The sequence below is a fragment of the Amycolatopsis sp. lyj-109 genome, from assembly GCF_046548995.1.
Classification (GTDB): Bacteria; Actinomycetota; Actinomycetes; order Mycobacteriales; family Pseudonocardiaceae; genus Amycolatopsis.
The window spans coordinates 24207-43083 of sequence record NZ_JAJPWR010000012.1 but is presented as its reverse complement, the minus strand read 5'-3'; the positions used below and the strand labels follow the sequence as shown (position 1 = coordinate 43083).

General features: G+C 71.9%; 20 protein-coding genes and 1 pseudogene. 13 read left to right on the top strand and 8 right to left on the bottom strand.

Annotation, left to right across the window (positions count from 1 at the left end; all coding sequences use genetic code 11):
- Positions 1-53: 53 nt before the first annotated feature.
- The 3 genes and pseudogenes from ACLJQF_RS25910 (at position 54) to ACLJQF_RS25900 (ending at position 1402) form a co-directional block, all read left to right on the top strand.
- Positions 54-569 carry a DinB family protein gene (locus ACLJQF_RS25910; RefSeq protein ID WP_410612326.1) on the top strand — a complete coding sequence of 172 codons (516 nt, stop codon included), beginning with the start codon at positions 54-56 and terminating at the stop codon, positions 567-569.
- A gap of 25 nt (positions 570-594) precedes the next feature.
- A pseudogene (locus ACLJQF_RS25905) lies at positions 595-705 on the top strand (hypothetical protein); the annotation flags it as partial.
- Between the two features lie 100 nt (positions 706-805).
- Positions 806-1402: an SDR family NAD(P)-dependent oxidoreductase gene (locus tag ACLJQF_RS25900; RefSeq protein ID WP_410612324.1), complete on the top strand. Its 597-nt coding sequence runs from the start codon at positions 806-808 to the stop codon at positions 1400-1402.
- A 212-nt stretch (positions 1403-1614) separates the two neighbouring features.
- On the opposite strand, the gene ACLJQF_RS25895 is transcribed toward ACLJQF_RS25900, so the two are convergent.
- Complete coding sequence (locus ACLJQF_RS25895; RefSeq protein WP_410612323.1) at positions 1615-2559, bottom strand: GlxA family transcriptional regulator; 945 nt, start codon at positions 2557-2559, stop codon at positions 1615-1617.
- A gap of 129 nt (positions 2560-2688) precedes the next feature.
- Between ACLJQF_RS25895 and ACLJQF_RS25890 the strand changes: the two genes are divergently transcribed.
- Genes ACLJQF_RS25890 through ACLJQF_RS25870 form a run of 5 tightly spaced genes read left to right on the top strand, consistent with a single transcriptional unit; the run spans position 2689 to position 8722 of the window.
- Positions 2689-4035, top strand: coding sequence for a hypothetical protein (locus tag ACLJQF_RS25890; RefSeq protein ID WP_410612321.1), 1347 nt, complete (start codon positions 2689-2691; stop codon positions 4033-4035).
- Positions 4032-5426 (top strand): acyl-CoA reductase, encoded by a 1395-nt coding sequence (locus tag ACLJQF_RS25885; protein WP_410612319.1) that lies wholly within the window; start codon positions 4032-4034, stop codon positions 5424-5426. Before ACLJQF_RS25890 ends, ACLJQF_RS25885 begins: the two co-directional genes overlap by 4 nt.
- Before the next feature lie 35 nt (positions 5427-5461).
- Positions 5462-6745 carry an acyl-CoA dehydrogenase family protein gene (locus ACLJQF_RS25880; RefSeq protein ID WP_410612317.1) on the top strand — a complete coding sequence of 428 codons (1284 nt, stop codon included), beginning with the start codon at positions 5462-5464 and terminating at the stop codon, positions 6743-6745.
- Positions 6742-7863, top strand: coding sequence for an acyl-CoA dehydrogenase family protein (locus ACLJQF_RS25875; protein ID WP_410612315.1), 1122 nt, complete (start codon positions 6742-6744; stop codon positions 7861-7863). The genes ACLJQF_RS25880 and ACLJQF_RS25875 overlap by 4 nt, the downstream gene beginning before the upstream one ends.
- Positions 7864-7867: 4 nt before the next feature.
- Positions 7868-8722 carry an enoyl-CoA hydratase-related protein gene (locus tag ACLJQF_RS25870; RefSeq protein ID WP_410612313.1) on the top strand — a complete coding sequence of 285 codons (855 nt, stop codon included), beginning with the start codon at positions 7868-7870 and terminating at the stop codon, positions 8720-8722.
- 5 nt (positions 8723-8727) lie between these two features.
- Here ACLJQF_RS25870 and ACLJQF_RS25865 read toward each other — a convergent pair whose 3' ends face one another.
- Positions 8728-9483, bottom strand: a complete 756-nt coding sequence (locus tag ACLJQF_RS25865) for a FadR/GntR family transcriptional regulator (RefSeq protein WP_410612312.1) — start codon at positions 9481-9483, stop codon at positions 8728-8730.
- A 145-nt stretch (positions 9484-9628) separates the two neighbouring features.
- On the opposite strand from ACLJQF_RS25865, the gene ACLJQF_RS25860 reads away from it, so the two are divergent.
- Positions 9629-10510, top strand: coding sequence for an oxidoreductase (locus ACLJQF_RS25860; RefSeq protein ID WP_410612310.1), 882 nt, complete (start codon positions 9629-9631; stop codon positions 10508-10510).
- Positions 10510-11442, top strand: a complete 933-nt coding sequence (gene folP, locus ACLJQF_RS25855) for a dihydropteroate synthase (RefSeq protein WP_410612309.1) — start codon at positions 10510-10512, stop codon at positions 11440-11442. Before ACLJQF_RS25860 ends, folP begins: the two co-directional genes overlap by 1 nt.
- On the opposite strand, the gene ACLJQF_RS25850 is transcribed toward folP, so the two are convergent.
- Positions 11439-12008 carry a TetR/AcrR family transcriptional regulator gene (locus tag ACLJQF_RS25850; protein ID WP_410612307.1) on the bottom strand — a complete coding sequence of 190 codons (570 nt, stop codon included), beginning with the start codon at positions 12006-12008 and terminating at the stop codon, positions 11439-11441. The two genes, folP and ACLJQF_RS25850, sit on opposite strands and share 4 nt — an antisense overlap.
- Positions 12009-12097: 89 nt before the next feature.
- Here ACLJQF_RS25850 and ACLJQF_RS25845 point away from each other — a divergent pair, with 89 nt between their 5' ends.
- Together ACLJQF_RS25845 and ACLJQF_RS25840 are read left to right on the top strand one after the other, a co-directional pair.
- Complete coding sequence (locus tag ACLJQF_RS25845) at positions 12098-13057, top strand: ketopantoate reductase family protein (RefSeq protein WP_410612306.1); 960 nt, start codon at positions 12098-12100, stop codon at positions 13055-13057.
- A gap of 181 nt (positions 13058-13238) precedes the next feature.
- Positions 13239-14720, top strand: a complete 1482-nt coding sequence (locus ACLJQF_RS25840; protein ID WP_410612304.1) for a hypothetical protein — start codon at positions 13239-13241, stop codon at positions 14718-14720.
- Here ACLJQF_RS25840 and ACLJQF_RS25835 read toward each other — a convergent pair.
- The 3 genes from ACLJQF_RS25835 to ACLJQF_RS25825 all read right to left on the bottom strand — a co-directional run bounded on the left by ACLJQF_RS25835 (position 14673) and on the right by ACLJQF_RS25825 (position 16511).
- Positions 14673-15053 carry a type II CAAX prenyl endopeptidase Rce1 family protein gene (locus tag ACLJQF_RS25835; RefSeq protein WP_410612303.1) on the bottom strand — a complete coding sequence of 127 codons (381 nt, stop codon included), beginning with the start codon at positions 15051-15053 and terminating at the stop codon, positions 14673-14675. The genes ACLJQF_RS25840 and ACLJQF_RS25835 overlap by 48 nt on opposite strands.
- A complete protein-coding gene (locus tag ACLJQF_RS25830) occupies positions 15050-15529 on the bottom strand; it encodes a hypothetical protein (RefSeq protein WP_410612301.1) in 480 nt (159 codons plus the stop codon). Before ACLJQF_RS25830 ends, ACLJQF_RS25835 begins: the two co-directional genes overlap by 4 nt.
- Before the next feature lie 64 nt (positions 15530-15593).
- Positions 15594-16511: an alpha/beta hydrolase family protein gene (locus tag ACLJQF_RS25825; RefSeq protein WP_410612300.1), complete on the bottom strand. Its 918-nt coding sequence runs from the start codon at positions 16509-16511 to the stop codon at positions 15594-15596.
- A 76-nt stretch (positions 16512-16587) separates the two neighbouring features.
- On the opposite strand from ACLJQF_RS25825, the gene ACLJQF_RS25820 reads away from it, so the two are divergent.
- Positions 16588-17121: a helix-turn-helix domain-containing protein gene (locus tag ACLJQF_RS25820; protein ID WP_410612298.1), complete on the top strand. Its 534-nt coding sequence runs from the start codon at positions 16588-16590 to the stop codon at positions 17119-17121.
- Between the two features lie 304 nt (positions 17122-17425).
- Here ACLJQF_RS25820 and ACLJQF_RS25815 read toward each other — a convergent pair whose 3' ends face one another.
- Complete coding sequence (locus tag ACLJQF_RS25815; protein WP_410612297.1) at positions 17426-17608, bottom strand: hypothetical protein; 183 nt, start codon at positions 17606-17608, stop codon at positions 17426-17428.
- On the bottom strand, positions 17605-18786 hold the full coding sequence (locus ACLJQF_RS25810) for a M20 metallopeptidase family protein (RefSeq protein ID WP_410612295.1): 1182 nt from the start codon (positions 18784-18786) through the stop codon (positions 17605-17607). Before ACLJQF_RS25810 ends, ACLJQF_RS25815 begins: the two co-directional genes overlap by 4 nt.
- Positions 18787-18877: the final 91 nt, after the last annotated feature.

Here is an 18877-nt window from a genome sequence, read left to right as displayed (position 1 = left end):
TGTCCGGTAAACCAGGTGCCCGCTCCGCGCCGCCCCGGGTAGCGTGCGCCGGCATGGCAGCGAAACTGGCACGTCCCCCGCTCGACGCGGACGAACGCACCGCGCTCATCGGCTGGCTGGACCTGCAGCGGCAGATCCTTCGGTGGAAGTGCGAGGGGCTGACCGAGGACGACGCGCACCGCTCGGTCATCCCGACCTCGCCGGCCATGACGATGGCGGGTCTCCTCTCGCACATGCGCTGGACCGAACACACCTGGCTGGAGGTGTTGTTCCTCGGCGGCGACGAGAAGCCGAACCCGTCGTTCGACGAGTCGGCCGAGGATGCCGACTGGCACGCTGAAAGCCGCCCGATCGCCGAGCTCATCGCGGAGTACGACGCCCAGTGCGCCCGCAGCAACGCGATCGTCGCGTCGGCTTCCCTGGACGACGTCGGCCGCCACTCCGGCTTCCGCGCCGGTGGCGCCAACCTCCGCTGGATGCTGATCCACCTCATCGAGGAGACGGGCCGGCACGCGGGGCACGCGGACATCGTCCGGGAACTGCTCGACGGCACGAAGGGCTATTACTGAGCTCCGGTGAACCCTGGTAGGGACCATGGATTCGCCCGGCGCGGTGGTTCAGGGTCCGGTCATGCTGCTGGCTGACAAGGTCGCCCTGATCACGGGAGCGAGCACCGGGATCGGCGCCGCGTCCGCCCGGCTCTTCGCCCGGGAAGGCGCCGCCGTCGTGCTGTGCGCGCGTTCGGAGGACAAGCTCGCCGGGGCTGGTCGACGAGATCCGGGCGGCGGGCGGGCAGGCCGTCCCCGTGGTCGCCGACGTCGCCCGGGACGCGGACTGCGAAGTGGCCGTCGCCGCGGCGGTCGAGCGGTTCGGGCGGCTCGACGTGGCTTTCAACAACGCCGGTGTCGGTCCGGAGGGAACGCCGCTCGCTGACACGTCGCCGGAGGCGTGGCAGGCGGCGCTCGCGACCAACCTCATCGGCGTCGCGCAGTGCCTGCGGCACGAGATCCGCGCGATGCTGGCGACCGGCGGCGGCGCGATCGTCAACAACGCCAGCACCGCCGCGTTCTTCGGGACCGCGTTCTCCGCCGCCTACTCCGCGTCCAAGCACGGCGTCGTCGGGCTGTCGAAGGCCGCGGCCGCCGAATACGGCCCGTCGGGGATCCGGGTCAACGTCGTGAACCCCGGCGTCACCGAAACCCCGCAGACCGGCCCGTGGCTCGATTCGGTCCCCGGCGAGCGTGACCGGGTCGCCGGGTGGAACGCGCTGAAGCGGCTGGCCCGGCCCGGGGAAGTGGCCGAGGCGGCGGCGTGGCTGCTGTCGGACCGCGCTTCGTTCGTGACCGGCGCGGAACTGGCCGTCGACGGCGGTTACACGGCGATCGCGCCCTACGTCGGATGAAGGCTGGTTCTCGCCACGTCGCACGACGTTCGCCGGGCCGCTGTCACCGGACCTCCGACGCGCGACCTAGTACTGCAGGGACACTTGTGTGCGTGACCTGGGGAACAAGGTCACCGTTTGCCGTGGCTGGTGGTCGTGAGTGGTAATTCGGGTTCTAACCCGAATTACCACTCACGACCAACTGCGGCAGACCGGCAGACCGGCGTCCAGGATTAGGTCTCGCCACGTCGGACGGCTGACGGCGCGTGGCCGAACCGCCTGCGGAACTGGCCACGGAACGCCCCGGCGTCGGCGTAACCGACCAGCGCGCCCACCCGGTCCACCGGGATCGAAGACCGGCTGAGCATGATCCGGGCCGCGTCCAGGCGCAGCCGCCGCAGGACGTCGCTCGGGCTTTCGCCCAGCACCGCGCGGCACCGGCGGCGCAACGTCCGTTCGGTGGTGCCGAGTTCCGCCGCGATCGCCGCGACGGACCGCGGTTCGGCGTAGTGCTCGCGGGCCAGCTGGAGGAACCGCCCCACCGTCGCGTCCGGCACCGGGTCCGGGCGGCCCAGTTCTTCGTTCACCCAGTCCAGCTGGTTCGGTGAGCCGATCCGGCGCACGAGCTCGCGCACCATCTCCTGCTCGCCGTCCATGGTCGCGGCCGTGACGATGTTCCCGGTCGCCAGCATCGGCAGCCCGGGCAGCAGCGAGACGGCCGGATGGCGGGTTTCGATCCGTCGTGCCACCCGCTCGTCGGCGACCGCTTCGGTGCCGTCCAGCAGCCCGGCCTCGGCCAGCGCCAGCACGGACGCGCCCGCCGCCGCGATCAGCGCCCCTCCCGCGTGCTGCCGCCTGAGCCAGGGCAGGACCGCCGCCCACTGCGGCGAGGGCACATCGCGACTGAACGCGGGCAGCACGACGGCTTTCGCGATGGTGTTCCCGCCGGCGCGGCCGTCGGCGACCAGCCGGACACCGCCCGCCGCGCACACGCCGTCGCCGGTCGGGGTCAGCACCCGCACCTGCAGGCCGGTCACTTCGGTGCTCGATGGGTAGAACGCGTGTCCGCCGTAGACCCGGCCGCGGTAGCGGTCCGAGAGCGCCATGGCGTCCGAAACCAGCCCGAGGCTGCCGAGGAGGACTCCCTCGAAGGCGACGATGAAGACCTGCTGCCGCATCCGTGCCCGCCTCTCACCGTCCGAAGTGGCCGGAACGGCGCCGGTATCGTCCGTTTCGCCCATGGTTTCCGCCGCCGTCCCGGCGCACGCTTCCTGCCGACACCCGTCCGGGACCCAGGGAGGCTTCCGATGGACCAGGCCAGCCGCACACTGCTCGAACTGGGGCAGGCGCCGGAGCTCTACCGGTACCCCGCGGCGGAGTTGCTCCCGCTGCACCTGGCCGCGGCGGACGCCGTGGTCGCCGAGCGACGGCAGCAGGTGCCGATCCTCGACCGCCGGGCCCGCGAGGCCGGGGTGGACCGGATTTCCCGCACGAGCGACCTGGTTCCGTTGCTGTTCCCGCACTCGACCTACAAATCCTACCCGGCGAGCTTCGTGGAAAAGAAGCGCTGGAAGGATTTGGCGCGCTGGCTGACCACTTTGTCCACCGACGACGTGACCGGCGTCGACTTCGACGGCGTCACCGACGAGGACGAGTGGGTCGACCGGCTGCGGGAAAACGGCCATTTCGTGATCGCCACCAGCGGCACCACCGGCAAGTGCTCGTTCCTGCGGCACAGCGCCGAAGACCGCGCGCGCAAAGTGGACGCCTTCGCCCGCCAGCTCGGCTGGCCCTTCGCCCGCGCGGACGGTTCCCGCAGCTACTTCTGGCTGGGCCCGCACGTCGGCGTGAACAGCGCCACGGACGCGGCGAACCTCGGGGCGAGCCTGTGGTCCACCCCGGACAACGCGTTCTTCCTCACCGACGAGCGGTTGCGCCTGACCGACATCAGCCGCCTCGCGACCATGCGCCGCCGGATGGCCGACGGCCTGGCCACCCCCGGCGAGATCGCCGCCTTCGAACGGCAGCAGCAGGCCCGCAGCGCGGCGATGTACCCCGGCATCGACGCGTTCATCGACCGCCTGCTGGACCGGCGGAACGAGAAGCTGAGCATCTCCGGCACCTGGGCACAGCACCTGCTGGTCCGCGACCGGGCCCGGGAACGAGGCATCCCGGACGGCGCCTTCCACCCCGAGACGATCGTCAGCGCGGGCGGCGGGATCAAGAACGTCGCCCTGCCGGAGGACTACCAGGAGCAGGTCGCGCAGTTCTACGGCGACGTCGTCCGCACCGGCACCTACGGGATGACCGAAATGTTCCAGTTGATGAACCGGTGCGAGAAGCTGCGCTACCACATTCCCCCGGGACTGCTGCCGCTCGTGCTCGACCAGACGGGCGAAAAGCTGCTGAACACCGAGGACGTCAGCGGGCAGGTGGTCGAAGGCCGGTTCGCGTTCGTGGACTTCGCCATCACCGGCCGCTGGAGCGGCACGATCACCAGCGACCGGGTGCAGTTCGACACCGGCGAGCACTGCCTGTGCGGGAGGCCCGGGCCGACGATCCTCGACACCATCACGCGGTACCAGACCGGCGACGACACGATCGGGTGCGCCGGCACCATCGACGGCTACATCCGGGGAGCGCTGGCCTCATGACCACCCTCGAGACGGACACCCCGAACCGGGTGTGGCACGTGCAGCGCGGCGTGCCGGTCAGCGGCGACGAACGGTCGTTCGGCAGCGGGGCGGGCCGTTTCGTCACGCCCGCGCTGGACCTCGACGCGCTGGTCTGGCCGCGCAACGATCCGGGACCGGCGTTCGGCACCCCGGTCGCCGAAATCATGGACCTCCTAGAAGAACTCGGTTCCTGGCTGGACCGGGACCCGGACGGCCTGGTGGCCGGCGCGCTCGCGGCCGCCCGGCGGACGAACCCGCTGCCGGCCGGGGTGCTCACCGAGGCGTACGCCTCGCTGGGCCGGACGTTCAGCAGGCGTGCGATGGAGTTCATGATCGAGCAGGAACTCGGGGGCCCCGACGTCCTCGACGGCTGGCGGACCATCACCGGCCTGCCCTCCGGCCGCAGCGCCCGGGTCCGCGCCTTCCCGGCCCGCGTGGTCCACGTGCTCGCGGGCAACGCACCCGGCGTCGGCGCGGTTTCGCTGCTGCGGGCGGCGCTGACCAAGGGCGTCAACCTGTTCAAGCTGCCGTCCAACGATCTTTACTCGACCAGTCTGCTGCTCGCCGGCCTGCACGCGGTGGCGCCCGGCCACCCGACGACCCGCTCGTGTTCGGCCGCCTACTGGCGCGGCGGGGACACCGAGGTCGAGTCGGTGCTGTTCCGGCCGCAGTTCTTCGACAAGCTCGCTGCCTGGGGTGGCGAGGCGTCGTTGCGCAGCGCCCGCGCCTACGTGGGCCCCGGGTTCGAACTGGTGTCGTTCGATCCCAAGACGTCGGTTTCCCTGATCGGCAAGGAGGCGTTCGGTTCCGCCGCGGCGGTGGCGGAAGCCGCTGAGGCCGCCGCGCGGGACATCATGCTGATGGACCAGCAGGCGTGCGCGGCCAGCCGGTTCCAGTACGTCGAAGGCAGCGCGGAGGACGCCGACCGGTTCGCCGCCGCCCTGCTTCCGCGGCTCGGCGTCGCCCGCCGGCTCGGGTCGGCGGTGGGGAACCCGGTGCCGGCCGAGATCCGCGCCGAGGTCGAGGCGCTACGGGACTTGGCGCCCTACGCCCGGGTGTTCGGCGGTTACGAAGGCCACGGGCTGGTGGTGCGCACCGAGGAGCCGGTCGACTTCCACCCGGAGTGCAAGGTGGCGAACGTCGTCCCGGTGGACCGGCTCGAGGATGCGCTGGGCCGGATCACCGTCGCCACGCAGAGCGTCGGCGTCCATCCGGCGTCCCGCAAGGAGTCGCTGCGGGACGCGCTCGCCGCGGCGGGCGCCCAGCGCGTCTTGACGCTCGGGGACGTGCCGGTCGTCGAGGCCGGGTTGCCGCACGACGGCTTCTACCCGCTGCAGCGGCTCGTCCGCTGGGTCAGTGACGAGGGATAGTGTAATTATCTACCTATTAATGATAGGGTCGCCCGATGCAGCACGACCTCGAACCGGACTTCGTCGACGAGGTCCGCCGGTTTCTCGACGCGCACGCCGATCGACGGCCCGAGCCCGCGGCGTTCCGCTGGGGTGACGGCGACGACCGGGTGGCCTACTTCAGCGCCGACCCGCCGGACGTCGAACGGGCCGCGGTGGACCGCGCGCGGGCCTGGCAGCGGACCCGGTACGAAAACGGGTTCGGCTGGATCACCGGGCCGCCCGAGTACGGCGGCCGGGGCCTGACCGCGGTCCACGACATGCTCTACGACGCGATCGAGGCGGAGTACGACGTGCCGGACACCGGCACTCTCAGTGTGGTCGGGCTGGGGATGGTCGGCCCGACCATCCTGGCCCACGCGCGGCAGCACCTGAAGGACCGCTGGCTGCCGGCGATGTACCGCGGCGACGCCATCGCCTGCCAGCTGTTCAGCGAGCCCGGTGCCGGGTCCGACCTCGCGTCCGTGCGGACTACGGCGGTGCGTGACGGCTCGGATTGGGTCCTCAATGGACAGAAGGTGTGGACGTCGGTCGCGCATCTCAGCCGGCTCGGCCTCGCCCTGACCCGCACCGACCCGGACGCCCCCAAGCACCGCGGCATCACCGCCTTCCTCGTGCCGATGGACGCACCCGGCGTCGAGGTCCGGCCGCTGCGCCAGATGACCGGCGGCGCCGACTTCAACGAGGTCTTCCTGACCGACGTCCGGGTCCCCGACGACCACCGGCTCGGCGACGTCGACGGGGGCTGGACGGTCGCGCTGACCACCCTGATGAACGAGCGGGCGACGGTCGGCAACGAAGGCGTCGGCGCGGTGAGCGCGGCTCTCACGCCGGACCGGCTGGCCGCGCTGATGCGGGCCACCGGCCACGAAACCGACGGTGCGCTGCGCGCCCGGCTGGCCGAACTGCTCGTCGACCTGACCGCCACCGCCCAGCTCAACGCGCGGGCGATCCGCCGGATGCGGGCCGGGGTGGCGCCCGGACCGGAGATGTCGGTGTCGAAGCTGATGTACGCGCAGAACCTCACCAAGGCCGCGCACTTCGCAGCGGACGTGCTGGGCCAGCGGGTGGTCGCCGACACCGGCGAATGGGGCACCTTCGCCTGGACCGAGCTGCTGCTGGCCACCCCGGCGTTGCGGATCCTCGGCGGCACCGAGGAAATCATGAAGAACATCCTCGCGGAACGGGTGCTCGGCCTGCCGAAGGAACCGGGCATCGACACCCGGTCGCCGTTTCGCGCGTTGCGCCATTCCGTGGCAGAGCAGGGAGGCCGGTCGTGACGACAGCGACTTCGCAGGACGACCTCGACGCGTTGCGGGCGACCGTGCGCGACTTCCTCGAGGCGGTTTCGGGCGAGGAAGCCGTGCGGGAACTGGTGGAATCCGAAGCGCCGTTCGACCCGAAGGTGTGGGCCCAGCTGTCCGGCGAACTGCAGCTGGCCGGGCTCGCCATTCCGGAAGAATACGGTGGCGACGGCTTCGGGCTGGTGGAGCTGGGCGTGGTGCTGGAGGAGATGGGCCGCGTCCTGCTGTGTGCGCCGTTCTTCTCCTCCGTCGTGCTGGCCGCCACCACGCTCCTGGCCACCGGCGACGGCGTCGCCTGCGCGCGGTACCTGCCGGGCATCGCGGCGGGCACCACGACGGCGGCCTTGGCGGTGACCGAGGCCGACGGCTCGTGGGGTCCCCGCCGGATCACCACGGAGGCGGTGGAGACTTCGCCGGGCCGATGGTCGCTGACCGGGCGGAAGAGCTTCGTGATCGACGGGACCACTGCCGACCTGCTGCTGGTCGTGGCCCGTGTGGGTACGGGCGTTTCGCTGTTCGCGGTGGATCGCTCGGCGCCGGGGGTGCGTACCGAAGCCCTGCGTACGCTGGACCCCACGCGAGCGCAGGCCCAGGTCACCTTCGACGCCGCGCCGGCGACCCGGGTGGGCGGGGACGGTGCGGGGGAGTGCGTGTTCGGCCCGGTGCTCGACACCGCGTCCGTGTGCCTCGCGGCCGAACAGGCCGGGGGAGCGCGCCGGGTGCTGGAGACCGCCGCCGAGTACGCCCGGACCCGGCACCAGTTCGGCCGGCCCATCGGCTCGTTCCAGGCGGTCAAGCACAAGTGCGCGGACATGCTGGTGCACGTCGAGCTGGCCGAGGCGACGGCCCGCGAAGCCGCCCGGCTGCACGACGAGGACCCCACCGGACTGGCAGCGGCCGCGGCGGCGGCGCACGCCTGCTGTTCCCGTGCCTACCTCTTCGCCGCCATGGAGAACATCCAGGTGCACGGCGGGATCGGGTTCACCTGGGAGCATCCGGCGCACCTGCACTTCCGCCGCGCCAAGTCCGCCCAGCTGCTCTTCGGCGGCCCCGCGGCGTACCACGAGCGGCTGCTCGCGGCGCTCGGCGTCTGAGCCCGTGCCCGGCTGCGAAACCCTGCTGACCGCCCTCGACGCCGGCGTCCTGACGGTCACCCTCGACCGGCCCGGCCGGCTCAACGCGATCACGCCCACGCTTGTGCGGGAACTGCTCGCCGTCCTGGACGCCGCCGACGCCGACGACGAGGTGCGGGCGATCATCGTCACCGGCGCCGGCCGGGCCTTTTGCGCGGGCGCCGACCTCGGCGCCGGAGGCGGCGCCTTCGACCACCGCGAGGCGGGTGCGGAGCACCGGGACCTCGGCGGCCTGGTCGCGCTGCGGCTCTACGCGAGTGCCAAGCCGGTGATCGCCGCGGTCAACGGCCCGGCGGTCGGGGCGGGCGCCGGGCTGACCCTGCCGATGGACATCCGGCTCGCGTCCACCACCGCCCGGTTCGGGTTCGTCTACGCCCGCCGCGGCATCGTGCCGGAGTCGGCGGCCGCCTGGTTCCTGCCCCGGGCCGTGGGCATGCAACGCGCGATGGAATGGGTCGCCACCGGCCGGATCTTCGACGCCGCCGAGGCCCTGGCCGGCGGCCTCGTCCGGTCCGTGCACGAGCCGGACGAACTGCTGCCCGCCGCCATCGGCATCGCGCGTGAGATCGCCGCGAACACCGCGCCGGTCTCGGTCGCGCTGTCCCGGCAGCTGATGTGGCGGATGCTCGGCGAAGGGCATCCGATGGCCGCGCACCGGCTCGACTCGCGGCTGATGGGGGAGCTCGGCGGCGGCCCGGACGCGGTGGAGGGCATCGAGTCGTTCCTGGCCAAGCGGCCGCCGGTGTTTCCCGGGCGGGTCAGCACCGGCCTGCCGCCGGGCTGGCCGTGGTGGCCGGACGAGCCGTTCCGCCCGGCGTGACGAGGTCAGGACAGGATGTCGATGAGCTCCGGCACCTCGCCGCGGGTCATGTAGTTGCTGACCTGCTTGAGGTGCTTGCGCCAGAACTCCGTTGCTCCGTCGGCGTCCCGCGCCTGGATCAGGTCCAGCAGCTTGACGTGGGCCCGCTGGACCACCTTGGCCGAGGCGAACGCGGGAACGTCGTCCTGGGTGGCCGCGTAGGCACGGTGGTGGGCGTCGATGAGGTGGAAGAGCATCCCGGCGAGCACGTCGAGCGTGTCGTTGCCCGACAGCTTCACCAGCAGCTCGTGGAAGTCCGCGTCGTGTTCGGCGTAGCCCACCGCGTTGCCGATGAGCGTCTCGCCCGTTTCGACGAGCTCGGTCAGCGCCTGCAGGTCCGCGGCGGTGCGCTTGGCCGCGAGGGTGCGCACGGCCGCGGTTTCCACGAGGCTGCGGGCTTCGTAGACGTCGGCGATGGACGCCTTGCGGTACTGCAGGAGCAGGCCGGCGTAGCGGGCGGCCACCCGGGAGTCGGGCACCAGCACGCGAGCCCCGCCGCGGGCGCCACGCCGGATGTTGATCAGCTGCTCCGATTCGAGGATGCGGAACGCCTCGCGCAGGGTCGGCCGGGACACGCCGTACCGCTCCATCAACGCCGTCTCGGAGGGCAGCACGTCGTCCTTCGCGAGCTCGCCGAGGACGATCTGGCGCCGCAGGTCGGCAGCGATCATCTCGCCCGCCTTCGGCACGCGCACGATGCTCGTTCTGGACGCCGCGGTCATCCTGTTCCCCCTTGAGTTGATTGAGTGAACTCATCGTACCGGATGACCGGTTCGCGAGCGCGGCGCCGGGCGGGCTCGCCACCTGAGATTCGTTGACAGTCCGAAGGGTCGTCTCTATCGTCTATTCAGATAGATAATTGTTCTGATGCTGGGAGAGGTGGCGACGATGGCACCGGACGCGCGGCCGCGGCACTGGCTGATCACGGGCGTGTCGGGCGGGCTGGGCCGCGCCCTGGCCGAGCAGGCGCTCGACCGCGGGGGCATCGTCGTCGGGACGCTGCGTGACCGGCGGCAGTCCGCCGCCTTCGAAGAGCTCGCTCCGGGCCGGGCGTTCACCGTGGAGCTCGACACCACCGCCGCGCCCGAGGTGCTCGCGGACCGGGTCGCCGAGGCGGTCCGGCTGGCCGGGCACATCGACGTCCTGGTCAACAACGCCGGCTACGGACTGGTGGGAGCCGTCGAGGAGGTCGGCGAAGACGAACTGCGCCACCAGATGGACACGAACTTCTTCGGCCCGCTTCGCCTGATCCGGGCGCTGCTGCCCCACCTGCGTGCGCGCGGGGGTGGCCACCTGGTCAACATCAGTTCGATCGCGGGGTTCCGGGGCCAGGCCGGACTCGGGCTGTACAACGCTTCGAAGTTCGCCCTGGAAGGGTTGTCGGAGGCCCTGATGGCCGAGCTGAAGCCGCTCGGCATCACCGTCACCGTCGTCGAACCCGGTGGGTTCCGCACCAACTGGATGGGAAAGGGCCTGCGCCGGGCCGAGCGGCGGCTGGCCGAGTACGCGTCGGTCGACGAGCTCGCCGGCACGATGCGGCGGTTCGACGGCCTGCAGCCGGGAGACCCGGTGCGGGGTGCCGCCGCCATCATCACCGCCGTCGAGGCGGCCGACCCGCCGCTGCGGCTGCCGCTGGGCGCCGACGCCCACCAGGCGGTCCGCGGCAAGCTCGCCGAGATCGCCCGCGAACTCGACGCCTGGGAACACGTGAGCGTCTCCACGTCGTTCGAAGCGTCCGGAGCCGGCTGATGATCCGCCGGTTCGCGGTCCCGGCGGCCGGCCGCACGCTCGAGCTGGGTGGCCGGCCGTGGCTGATGGGCGTCGTCAACGCCTCACCCGAGTCGTTCTCCGACGGCGCGCTGGTCGGCACCGCCGACGCCCAGCTCGCCCACGCGGCACAGCTGCTCGATGAAGGCGCGGACCTCATCGACGTCGGCGGCGAGTCCGCGATCACCAACGTGCCGGCGGTCGCCGTGCAGGAGGAAATCGACCGCGTGGTGCCGGTGATCGAGCGGATCACCCGCGAGCTGGGTGCCGTGGTCTCGGTGGACACCTACAAGCCCGAGGTCGCCGAAGCCGCCATCGCGGCCGGCGCGGTCCTGGTCAACGACGTCAGCGGGCTGCGCGATCCGAGGTTGGCCGACGTGTGCGCGAGGACGGGCGCGGCCCTTGTCCTGATGCACACCCGCGCCGCGCCGAAACAACGCCTGCAGGATTCCGCGCTGTACCGGGACATCACCCGGGACGTCGTCACTTTCCTGGCGGACCGGATGAAGCTCGCGATGGATCGCGGAGTGCCCGGGGAAGCCCTGATCCTGGACCCGGGTCCGGACTTCTCGAAGACCCCGAGCCAGACCGTCGAGATCCTGCGGCACCTGAACGACCTGCACGCACTCGGACGGCCACTCCTGATGGCGGTGTCCCGCAAGGACTTCATCGGCGCACTGACCGACCGGCGGCCGAACCGGCGGCTGGCGGGCACCCTGGCCGCCATCGGCTACTGCACGGACGCCGGCGCCCACGTGCTGCGGGTGCACGATGTCGGCGCGGTGCGCGAATACCTGACGGTGCGGGCCGCGCTGCTCGGCGAACTCGTCGTGGACCCGTCGCTGAGCCTCCAGGAGTCCCTTCGCCACGAACGCCCCGGAACGGACCCGGACCGGAGTTTCACCAAGTCCTAACCCCGCCTGCTCAGCCCGTCCAGCACGAGGGTGATGACATCGTCGGCCTCGGTCCGCCAAGCGGGGCGGTCGTGGGCCGCGCCGATGCCGTGCAGGGCCATCATCACGGCGCCGGCGTTCACGTCGTCGCGGACGGCGCCGTCCTGCACGGCGGCGGCGATCAGGTCGGTGACCGCCTGCTCCAGCGCTTGACCGCCCTCGGCAAGGGCGCCCGAGCGGTGGGCCATGAGCGTGGCCAGCGTCCGGGCCAGGCCCTGGTGGGCGTCGATGTGGTCGACCATGCCGCGGAGGAAGGCCGCCAACGCCTCCGCCGCGGGCAGTGTGGCCTGCAGCCGGCGGGCGCGGTCGCACAGCGCGGCGACTTCCCCGTGGTAGACCGCCTCGGCCAGGGCCTCCCGGGTGGGGAAGTGGCGGTACAGCGTGCCGGTGCCCACCCCGGCCAGGCGGGCGAAATCATCGAAGCGCAGGTCGAAGAAGCCCCCGGCGTCGAAGACCTCCCGGGCGGTGGCGAGCAGGGCCTCCCGCTTGCGCCGGGCGTCGGCCCGCAGCGGCTTGTCGGCGGTCATGCGCTCCCTCGCGTTGACAACTGGAGATGACCTCCATATTTTGAAAGTGGAGATGATCTCCAAATCGATCCTACCGCACGAGGTGCAGCGTGAAGATCCTGATGTTCGGCCGAGGCGTGATCGCCACCGTCTACGGCTGGGCCCTGGAACGGGCCGGACACGACGTCGAGTTCTACGTCCGGCCGGGTCGCGCCGCGACCTACGGAGACGCGGTGGACCTCGACCTGCTCGATACGCGACGCCGGGTGTGGGGGCACCGCGTCGTCGAGAAGTGGCCGGTGCGCTACCGCGAGGCGCTGGAGCCGGACCACGACTTCGACCTGATCGTGCTCAGCGTGCCGCACCACCGCCTCCCGGAGGCGACGGCCTTCCTGGCCCCCCGTGTCGGGCGGGCCACGGTGCTGGTCTTCGGCAACCTCTGGACCGAGCCGGCCGCCGCGATCGGCGCACTCCCGCTCGACCGGGTCGCCTGGGGCTTTCCCCTGGGCGGTGGCGGTTTCGGCGCGGACGGCGTGCTCCGCGGGCTGCTGCTGCCGTCGGTCGTCTTCGGCACCCTCGGCCGGCCCCCGACCGATCGGGAGCAGGCCGTGCGCCAGGCGTTTCGCGAGGCCGGGCTCCGGATCAGGGAGCGGCCCGACTTCCGCGGCTGGCTGTGGGTCCATTTCGTGTCGGATGCCGGCCTCTTCTCGCAGGGCTTGCGGCTGGGTTCCCTGTCCGAGCTGGCCGGGTCGACGAGCGACTTCCGCGAGGCGCTGCTGGCCGGCCGCGAGCTGCTGCCGCTCCTCACCGCGCGCGGCGTCGACCTGCGACGTCACCGAGGCGGTGTGCTGCTGTTCCGGGCGCCCACCTGGCTGATGGCTCCCGCGCTCGCCTGGCTGACCACTCATGTCGCGCCCCTGCGCCTGAGTTTCGAGGCGCACTGCGACCCCGACGCCGAGGAGCCGCGTGAGATCTGCCGGGACACCCTGGCCGAAGCACGACGGCTGGGCATCTCGGCACCACGGCTGGAAGCGGCGGAACTGCACTTCGCCCGCGAGGGAAAAGGTTGAGGGGAAACGGAAATCCCGGGCGAGTCTTGTTTCGTCGCGCGGAAAAGCCTTCTTGCTTCCCTCGCTGACCCGCCGCGCGCCGGAGCACGAGGTGACGGCTTTCGGGCCGCACCCTTTCGGGCCGCCCGGTCTGCCCCCGCGGTCGTGGTCGCCGGGTCGCGGCGGGTCGTATCCTCGAATCGTGGAGCATGTGCGCAGGAAACCAGCCGTCCGGCCGCGCGATGCCCAGCCTCACCGGGAATCCGCGGCGACGGAACCGGGGCTGCTGCGGCTGCAGCGCCTCGCCGGGAACGCCGCGACCACGCGCCTGGTCACGGTGCAGCGCGATCTCGACGACCAGGCCGCGCTCGCCGCGGTCGACGGGCTGCCCGCGCAGGTGCTGTCCGGCAACGGTGGCGTGCCGCTGGCGACCGAAGCGGCGAAGCAGGAGTTCCTGCGCGCGGGCCGGGAATGGTTCGGCAGCCACGAGGCGACGCTGGACCATTTCCGCGGCATCGAGCAGTCCACCGCGCCCGGCCACCCGTTCCTGCACCGGGACGCGAAAGCCCGGCTGGAGGCGGCGATCGCGTCGCTCGGCGGTCCCGGGCCGTCGTCGACCGTGGCGTTCTCCTTCCGCAAGGCGTTCACCGCGGACACCCACTACACGCCCGCGTCGATGCACACCCTCGGCTACGCGATCGACTACGACGCCAACACCATGCCCCGCATCGGCCGCGGCGAGACGGCCGAGCTGCTCCGGCTCACCGGCGGCGGTCCCAGCAACGCCCAGCTCGGCGAGTACTCGGCCCGGCGGGCCGTGATCAGCGCGACCGGCGACGCGACCGCCGCGGGGGAGGCGCCACCGGCACAGGCGGCGGCGCTGATGGACCGGATCCGCGCCGAGTCGCAGCGGCTGGCGGCGTCCTCGCAGGCGTTCCAGGCGAGCCTCGGTGCTTCGCGCGAGCAGTTCCTCGAGCTGCGGACCCAGTACTTCGAGGCGTCGACGCCCCAGGAGAAAACCGCGGTCCTGAACCAGGTCCCGGTCCTGATCGGGCCGTGGACGACCGCGATCACGACCGAGGAGCAGCGCCTGACCGCGTTGGCGGCCGCGGCCGCGCTCGATCCGGCCGCGCTGCCCGCGAAGGCTCACCTCACCGCGCGGATCGCGCAGATCGAGGCAGCCGTGCGGGAGGCGGGCCGGGCCGTCGCCCAGGCGAAAGGCAAGGAACCGGACGCGAAGGCCAAGCTGTGGGGCCGGCTCGCCGCTTGGGAGAAGCTGGTGAAGACCGAGCCGGACGGCCTGTTCGGTGAGCGCGTCACGCGCGTCACCGAACAGGCCCAGACCCTCCTCGACGGCCTCAAACCCCTTGTGGGCGCGAAGGAAACGCTCGCGAAGCTGACGTCGTTGCGGACCAAGCTGAGCGATCCGGCGTTCCTGTTCGGCAGCGCGAAGCGCAAGAAGGGCGAGCGGCCCACGACCGCGACGGTCCCGGACACGCCGTCGATGGCGCAGCTGGTGGAGAAGGGCTACTTCACCCCTCGCGACCCGGTGGCGGGACGCGAGCACTTCAACGCGGAGTTCCTGGTCGCGCTGGCGCAGCACGGGTTCGACCTCGGCGTCGCCTGGACCGGCGAGTCAACCGACTCGATGCACATGGAGCTGGTCGTCCCGCGCGGCGGCTGAGCCGGCGGCCACGCGCGAACCGCGGCCGAGCAACCCGAACCCGATCACGGCCTGCACCGCCAAAACGAGCGCCTGCGTCACGGGTGAATCGATGGTCACCAGCGCGATGGTCGTGTTGACGCCGAAATGGACCGCGACCGACGCCGGGACGCCGCCGCGTTCGTAGGCGTAGCCGGTCAGCAGCGCCATGGGGATGACGCTGAGCGTGAACAGCAGCCCGCTCCAGCTGATCAGGCCGAAGGCGGCCTGGACGGTTCCGGGGATGAAGAACAGGGGCAGGTGCCAGACGGCCCAGACGACACCCAGCAGCAGGCCGGCCTGCAGGCGGGTCATCGACGCGCGCAGGCGTGGGTAGGCCGTTCCGCGCCAGCCGGGCTCCTCGGCCAGCGGCCGCCGATCAGCATGCTGACCACGAACGGAACCCCTCCGCCGACGGTCGCGATCAGGTTCCGCCCGGCCGTCAGGTTCAGCGCGGGACCGCCCAGGACCTGCGCGAGCAGCGCGGCCGCCAGCACGGTCGCCGATGCCAGCACCAGCAGGGGCACCGTCCAGAGCCACCGCGCGCCGAGCCGGGAACTCACCGCGTGCGCCGGGGCGGGTTCCCGGCGGCGGGCCCGGCGCACCCGCAGCACGATCGCGCCGATCACCGGGCCGAAGCCCCCGAGCAGGTAGGGGATGACGGTGGGAGAACTCGTCGGCGGTCCGCCGAGCAGGATCGCGACGAGCCAGCAGGCCCAGCTCGTCGTGAACGTGACGGCCCAGAAAAGAGCGAGACCACTCTTCCGGCGAACCGGGGAGGCGAGGGACATTGCTTGGCCTTTCCATCGAAAGTGGGCGGCTTTGAGCCCCGGGAACAATGCGGAAGCTGTTTCGTCAGGGCCGGTCGGCGGGCTCGGTTTCCCGGAGCCGGCGGGCGAGCCAGCCGGACACCTGGGCGAGCAGGTCGGCGTCGACCGGGTGGCGCAGCTGGCGGCGATAGGACCGCACCGACGGACGGCCGGGGTCGCGGCGCAGCAGGTGGGTGAGGTCGGCGATCCGGTGGATCTCGGCCTCGCCGGGCACCAGCCGGCGGATCTCGGCCAGGTCCGCGGGGTCGACCTGGACGTCCTTGCCGCCGGTGATCGCCAGGACGGGGACCCGGATGTTCGCCAGGTCCGGGCGCGGGTCGTGGGCGAGCAGCTCGCGCAGCCACCGTGCGTTCACCGGCACCCCCGCGACGCGGGTGACGTCCGTGCCGGTCGCCTTGATCCGGGCCAGCTGCCGCACGGCGAACGCCCGCAGGACCGGCCGGACGAACGAGGGGAGATCGCGGGCGATCATCCGGGCCTGCCGGCGCAGTGCGTCCTCGCCCGGGCGGGCGAATCCGGCCAGCAGCACCACCGCGGCGACCTCCGGGCGGGTGCCGAGAGACATGGCGTGGATCGCGCCTTCGCTGTGTCCGATCACGCCGACGGCGTCCGCGCGGATGCCGGGTCGGGCGGCCAGGGCGCGCACGGCGGCGACGGCGTCGCGGCGGTTGTCGGTGAACCCGGTCGCGCGCCAGTCGCCCGGCGTGGCGCCGACACCGCGCCGGTCGTAGCGGAACGTGGCGATGCCGTTCTTCGCGAGCGCGGCCGCCATGGGCGCTCCGTACCCCATGCGGAGCCGGGTGGTGTCGGCGTCGCGGTCCAGGCGCCCGGATCCGTGCAGCAGCAGGACGGCCGGGTGCGGGCCGGGGCCCGCGGGCAAGGTCAGGGTGCCGGCCAGGCGCAGCCCGTCGTCCGCGGTGACCGTCAGGTCGACCTCCCGCATGTCCGTCCTCCATTATTATCGATCATGGGAATGTTCTCAACGGTGGGAACAGTATCGCATGTGAGAACATTCGTCCATGGCTACCGCGGACCTCCTCCTGCACCCCGTCCGGATGCGCATCCTGCAAGCGCTGTTCGACGCCGACCCGCTGACCACCGCGCAGCTTCGCGAGCGCATCCCGGACATCGCGCCGGCGACGATGTACCGGCAGATCGCGGTGCTGGCCGAGGCGGGCGTGCTGGAGGTGGCCGAAGAGCGCCGGGTGCGCGGCACGACGGAGCGCAGCTACCGGGTGCGCAAGGAGGAGGCGGTGGTCGACCCCGCGGCGCGCGCGACGATGACCCGGGCGGAGCACCACCGGGCGTTCACGACGTTCGCGGCGTCGTTGATGGGGGATTTCGACCGCTACCTCGCCCACGAGGACGCCGACCCGCACGCGGACGGCGTGGTGTACCGGCAGGCGGCGGTGTGGCTGTCCGAAGAGGAATTCGCGGTGCTGGTCGAGGAGATCGAGAAAGCGGTCGTCTCGCGGATGGGCAACACCAGGGACGGCCGGATCCGCCGCGTCGTCAGCCTCGTCGTCGTGCCGGACGAACCCGGGACGGTCTAGTACTCCAGGGCCAGTTCTTCGGTCGGCGTGGCCGTGGTGGCTGGTCTGCCGGGACAGGAACGGCCAACTCACCGCTCGCAGCAGCCAACTCACGCACCGAAACGGCCAACTCGCCGGGCACGCGGGTGAGTTGGCCGCTCCGGTTGGTGAGTTGGCCGTTGCGAGCGGTGAGTTGGCCGCTGCGGGCTCCCCGCGCTGTCGGTAGTCACGTGACCGTGGGCCTAACGCGCCGTACCGCTCACTACAGCTGCGGCAGGCCGGCCGGCCGGGTTTTGCCAGGTCGCGCGCAAGTGTCCCTGGAGTACTAGGCATCTCCGTCGCCGGCGTCGCCACTGTTGTCGTCACCGCCGGATCCGACGGCGGTGAACGCCCACAGGATGAAGACGAGCACGAGACCGCCGAAGATCGCGGTGGCGGGGTGGCCTTGGACGATGCCGGTGACCACCAGAGCGGCACCACCGGCCAGCATCAGCATCAGGACGATCACGACAGCGCCCTCCGTCCGCGGCGCAAGGCCAGTTCGGCGAGCACGGCGGCGCCGTCCGGCAGGACCGCGTCGTCGAACTCGGCCAGCGGCGAATGGTTGTCCGTGGTGCCGTCGCCCGCGCCGAGCAGGACGAAGGCTCCGGGGATCCGGTGCAGGACCCGGGAGAAGTCCTCACCGCCGGGCAGGGGGTTGGCCAGCCGGTGGAACCGGTGCGCGCCGAGAACCTCGCCGACGGTGCCGGCGACGAACGCCGTCTCCTGCGGGTCGTTGACGGTCATGGGATATCCGTCGAGGTAGGTCACTTCGGCACGCAGACCGTGGGCGCGTGCGACGGACTCGGCCAAGGTGATGGCGGCGTCCTTGATCCGGGCCTTGGCGGCGGCGGAGAACGTGCGCAGGGTCGCTTCGAACTTCGCGGTGCCGGGGATGACGTTGCGGCGCGTTCCGGCGTGCAGGGAGCCCACGGTCAGGACCACCGGGTCGAAGATGTCGGACCGGCGGGTGACGAGGGTCTGCAGCGCCGTGACGATCTCGCACACCACCGGGATCGGGTCGGCCGCGCGATGCGGCCGGGCACCGTGCCCGCCGGCGCCGACCACGGTGACTTCGAGTCCGTCGGAGGCCGCCATCGTCGTGCCGGGGCGGGCCGTGAACACCCCGTGCGGCACGGCCGCACTGAACACGTGCAGCGCATAAGCCGCCTCCGGTGGCTTTCCCGCGGCGTCCAGCACGCCCTCGGCGATCATCGCGGCCGAGCCGTCCCAGCCCTCTTCGCCGGGCTGGAACATGAAGATCACGTCCCCGGGCAACTCGTCTCGCCTCGCCGCGAGCAGGTGCGCGGCGCCGACCAGCATGGCGGTGTGCAGGTCGTGCCCGCACGCATGCATGACACCGTCGACCCGGGACGCGTACCCGAGTCCGGTGCGCTCTTGCACGGGCAGGGCGTCCATGTCCGCGCGCAGCAGCACAACCGGACCCGGCCGGTTCGCCCGCAGTACCGCGGTCACGGAGCTCAGCGCTTCCCCGAGCGTCACCTCCAGTGGCAGCCCGTCGAGCGCGGCGAGCACTTTTTCCTGGGTGCGCGGCAGGTTCAGGCCGATCTCGGGTTCGGCGTGCAGCCGGCGGCGCAACCGGACCAGATCGTCGTGGATCGCGGTGGCTTCCTCATGCACGGACATCGGGCAGGCTCCTCGGGGTCGTCGGCTCCTTGCCGAGAATCGCGACCGATGCCACGCTGAGGGGCAAAATCCACGATTTCGCTCACCTGGG

Coding starts and splice junctions, on each gene's coding strand:
- ACLJQF_RS25910 (WP_410612326.1), top strand. CDS start 54: ATGGCAGCGAAACTGGCACGTCCCCCGCTCGACGCGGACGAACGCACC.
- ACLJQF_RS25895 (WP_410612323.1), bottom strand. CDS start 2,559: ATGCGGCAGCAGGTCTTCATCGTCGCCTTCGAGGGAGTCCTCCTCGGC.
- ACLJQF_RS25890 (WP_410612321.1), top strand. CDS start 2,689: ATGGACCAGGCCAGCCGCACACTGCTCGAACTGGGGCAGGCGCCGGAG.
- ACLJQF_RS25885 (WP_410612319.1), top strand. CDS start 4,032: ATGACCACCCTCGAGACGGACACCCCGAACCGGGTGTGGCACGTGCAG.
- ACLJQF_RS25880 (WP_410612317.1), top strand. CDS start 5,462: ATGCAGCACGACCTCGAACCGGACTTCGTCGACGAGGTCCGCCGGTTT.
- ACLJQF_RS25865 (WP_410612312.1), bottom strand. CDS start 9,483: ATGACCGCGGCGTCCAGAACGAGCATCGTGCGCGTGCCGAAGGCGGGC.
- ACLJQF_RS25860 (WP_410612310.1), top strand. CDS start 9,629: ATGCTGGGAGAGGTGGCGACGATGGCACCGGACGCGCGGCCGCGGCAC.
- folP (WP_410612309.1), top strand. CDS start 10,510: ATGATCCGCCGGTTCGCGGTCCCGGCGGCCGGCCGCACGCTCGAGCTG.
- ACLJQF_RS25850 (WP_410612307.1), bottom strand. CDS start 12,008: ATGACCGCCGACAAGCCGCTGCGGGCCGACGCCCGGCGCAAGCGGGAG.
- ACLJQF_RS25835 (WP_410612303.1), bottom strand. CDS start 15,053: ATGACCCGCCTGCAGGCCGGCCTGCTGCTGGGTGTCGTCTGGGCCGTC.
- ACLJQF_RS25830 (WP_410612301.1), bottom strand. CDS start 15,529: ATGTCCCTCGCCTCCCCGGTTCGCCGGAAGAGTGGTCTCGCTCTTTTC.
- ACLJQF_RS25825 (WP_410612300.1), bottom strand. CDS start 16,511: ATGCGGGAGGTCGACCTGACGGTCACCGCGGACGACGGGCTGCGCCTG.
- ACLJQF_RS25820 (WP_410612298.1), top strand. CDS start 16,588: ATGGCTACCGCGGACCTCCTCCTGCACCCCGTCCGGATGCGCATCCTG.
- ACLJQF_RS25810 (WP_410612295.1), bottom strand. CDS start 18,786: ATGTCCGTGCATGAGGAAGCCACCGCGATCCACGACGATCTGGTCCGG.